Consider the following 3,217-nt stretch of genomic DNA (forward strand, 5'->3'; position numbering starts at 1 on the left):
TCGCGGTGCTCGCGGGCAGGCCGACGAGCTCGAGGAGCTCGCCGACCCGGTCGCCGCGCGCCGCGCGGCGCGGCGCATGCCGAAGGTGATGTTGTGCGCGACGTCGAGGTGCGGGAAGAGTCCCCCGTCCTGGCGCACGTAGCCGATGCCGCGCCGCTCGGGCGGGACGGACCTCCCTTCGCCGCACACGATCCGCTCACCGATGCGCACGGTCCCCGCGTCTGGGGCGAGGAAGCCAGCGATGACCCGCAGCAGGGTCGTCTTGCCGCCACCGGAGGCGCCGAGGACCGCGGTCGTCGTGCCGGTGGGGACCGTGAGGTCGACGCCGTGCAGGATCGGCTCGGAGCCGTACCCGACGGTGATGCCGTGGATGTCGACGGTGCTCATTCTTCGATCCCACTCTGTCGGAGCATCAGGAAGGTCAGCGGGGCGGACAGCAGGATCATCATCGCCGCGAAGGGGGCCGCCCCCGTGTAGTCGAACTCGTCGCTGGCGGCCCAGAAGGCCGTCGCGAGGGTCGAGGTGCCCGTCGGCGCGAGCAGCAGGGTCGCGGTGAGCTCGGTCGCCGTCGCGATGGCCACGAGCGCCGCTCCGGTGAGGGCCGACGGGAGGATGAGCGGCAGCACGACCCGGCGGAAGGCCTCGGCCGGGCTGCTGCCGAGCGAGCGCGCTGCGTCTGAGCTCCGGGGGGCGCGGCGGCCAGGCCGGGAGCGCAGCGAGACATCGCCCGGGGGATGAAGAGGATCGTGTAGCCGAGCACGAGCAGGGCGGGGCTCTGGTAGGCCGCCGGGAGGTAGCGCACCGACAGGGTGATCAGCGCCAGCGCGATGACGACGCCGGGCAGCGAGCTGGCGACATAGGTGACGCGCTCGAGCAGGAGCGTCCACCCGGAGCGACGGCGGCTGAGCAGCCAGGCCCCGGGGAGGGCGAGCAGCAGGGTGAGGGCGGCCGCGGCGAGCGCGAGGGAGATCGTCGAGCCGGTGGTGAGCAGCAGGGAGGGGCGCATCGCGATCCCTGCGGCGGGGGCGGCGGCCCAGCGCGCGAGCCAGCGTCCGACGAGCGTCACGGGGACGACGAGGGAGACGAGGACGACGGCCGTCAGCGCGAGGCAGGCGAGCGGGGCCCAGCGGCCCAGGCGCACGGCCTCGGCCCGGCGGTGGACGCCGCGGCCGACGCGGGAGGTGCGGGCGCTGCCGCGCACCAGGTGCTCGAGGGTGAGGACGGTGACGCACAGCAGCACGAGGACGAGCGCGAGCAGGCTGCCCTGGTTGCTGCTGAAGCTCACCTGGTACTGCACGAGGATCGCGGTGGTGAAGGTCGGGTAGCGCATCATCTCGAGCACGCCGAACTCCGCGAGCAGGTGCAGCGCGACGAGCAGCGCGCCACCACTGATCGCGGGGCGCAGCCGCGGCAGGACGGTCCGCCGCCAGGCAGCCCACGGTCCGGCCCCGAGCGCCCGGGCGTCCTCCTCCGGGGCGGCGTCGAGGTCACGCAGGATGGCCGCCACGGGCAGGTAGACGAAGGGGAAGTACGCGGCGGTCGTCACGAGCGCCGCCCCGCCCAGCCCGTCGAGGCCGGGGCGGAAGGAGACCCAGGCATAGGCGGCGACGAAGGCCGGGACGGCGAGCGGGGCGCCGAGGAGCACCCGCCACACGCCGGCGAGGGGCAGGTCGGTCCGCTCGACGAGCCACGCGGAGCCGACACCGAGGACGACCGTCGCGGGGACGGTGACGGCGATGAGCAGGAGGGTGTTGGCGAGCAGCTCGCCGATGCGCGGGCGCACGAGGTAGTCCGCGGCGCCGCCGAGCCCGCCGGGGGTCCGCCCGATCGCGTCGACGGCGACGACCCCGATCGGGAGCAGGGTGATGGCCGCGGCGAGGACCGCCGCGGCCACCACGAGGTGCCTAGAGGAGACCGGCATCGGTCATCAGCCGGGTGACCTTCTCGGAGTCGAGGCCGAAGGGGTCGACGTCGGGCGACTCGAGGGAGTCGAGAGTGGGCAGGTCCGGGTCGGAGGCGGCGCCGGTGGCGACCGCGTACTCCTTCGAGCCGCTCGTCTCGAGGACCTGCTGGCCCTCCTTCGAGAGGACGTAGTCGACGAACTGCTGGGCCTCGTCGGCGTGCTTGGCGTTCTTGAGCACGCCCGCGGCGGAGAGGCTGACGAAGGCGCCGGGGTCCTCGTGCTTGAAGTAGTGCAGCTTGGTGCTGGCCGTGCCCTCCTTGGTCTCGGCCTGGTCGCGGTACCAGTAGTAGTGGTAGATGACGCCCATCGGGACCTCGCCGGCGTTGACGGCCTTCATCGTCGCGATGTTGTTCTCGTAGATGCGCGCATTGGTCTTCATGCCCTCGAGCCAGGTCTTCGTCTTCGCCTCGCCCTGGTCGGCGAGCATGCCGGCGACGATCGCCTGGAAGTCGGCGCCCGTCGCGCCGGCGCCCCACTGGTCCTTGTACTCCGGGTCCTGCAGGTCCATGAGCGAGGCCGGCAGGTCCTTGGCGTCGATCTTGTCGGGGTTGTAGACGAGGACGGTGGACCGGGCGGCCACGCTCGTCCAGTCGCCGCTGCTGGGGCGGCGGTCCTCGGGCACCTTGGCGAGCGTCTTCGCGTCGATGGGGGCGAGCAGCTTCGCCTCCTCGACGAGAGTCATCGCGGGGCTGTTCTCGGTGAGGAAGACGTCGGCGGGCGAGGCCTCGCCCTCCTGGACGATCTGGTGACCCATCGAGGAGTCCTTGCCGGCGCGGACCTGCGTCTTGATGCCGGTCTTCTTGGTGAAGCCCTCGGCCCAGGCCTTGGTGAGGGTGTCGTGCTGGCTGGAGTAGATCTGCAGCGCGTCCGGGTCGGTCGCCGGGCCGTCCGAGCCGCCGCAGGCGGCGAGGGCGAGGACGGAGGCGCCGAGGGCGCTCACCATGAGGGTGCGTCGGGTCATCATCGCGGGGTCTCCGATCGTTCAGGCGGTCTCGGCCCGGGGGCCGGTCGGTGCGGGGGCGGGACGGCGGTCCCGGGTGGCCAGGTCGGCCAGGGCGTGCGTCGGGCGCTGCAGCAGCCACCACAGCACGACCCCGAGGACGAGGGACCCGGCCAGGGCGAGCCACGGGTCGTCCACGACCCGGAAGACCTGCCACTGGACGAGGTAGATGTGCAGCGACGCGGCCGCGACGAGCCCGAGCGGGAGGGCGAGGGGCGCGGGAGCGGCACGCGCGGGACGAGGCCGAGGACGGC

At 73.2% G+C, this 3,217-nt stretch carries 4 protein-coding genes and 1 pseudogene; all 5 read right to left on the bottom strand.

The window, feature by feature from the left end; all coding sequences use genetic code 11:
• A partial coding sequence (locus AC2W7J_RS16880) for an ATP-binding cassette domain-containing protein (protein WP_485983831.1) occupies window positions 1-387 on the bottom strand: 387 nt, incomplete at its 3' end.
• Window positions 384-1,232 (bottom strand): ABC transporter permease subunit, encoded by an 849-nt coding sequence (locus AC2W7J_RS16885; protein ID WP_485983835.1) that lies wholly within the window; start codon window positions 1,230-1,232, stop codon window positions 384-386. The genes AC2W7J_RS16880 and AC2W7J_RS16885, both read right to left, overlap by 4 nt.
• Window positions 1,233-1,273: 41 nt before the next feature.
• Window positions 1,274-1,921, bottom strand: a pseudogene (locus AC2W7J_RS16890) (ABC transporter permease); the annotation flags it as partial.
• Window positions 1,905-2,924 carry an iron ABC transporter substrate-binding protein gene (locus AC2W7J_RS16895; RefSeq protein ID WP_421007107.1) on the bottom strand — a complete coding sequence of 340 codons (1,020 nt, stop codon included), beginning with the start codon at window positions 2,922-2,924 and terminating at the stop codon, window positions 1,905-1,907. The gene AC2W7J_RS16895 and the pseudogene AC2W7J_RS16890, both read right to left, overlap by 17 nt.
• A 21-nt stretch (window positions 2,925-2,945) precedes the next feature.
• On the bottom strand, window positions 2,946-3,217 hold a 272-nt coding region (locus tag AC2W7J_RS16900; RefSeq protein WP_485983833.1), incomplete at its 5' end, for a hypothetical protein.

This window comes from Janibacter sp. CFPM2_SD2, from assembly GCF_057364645.1.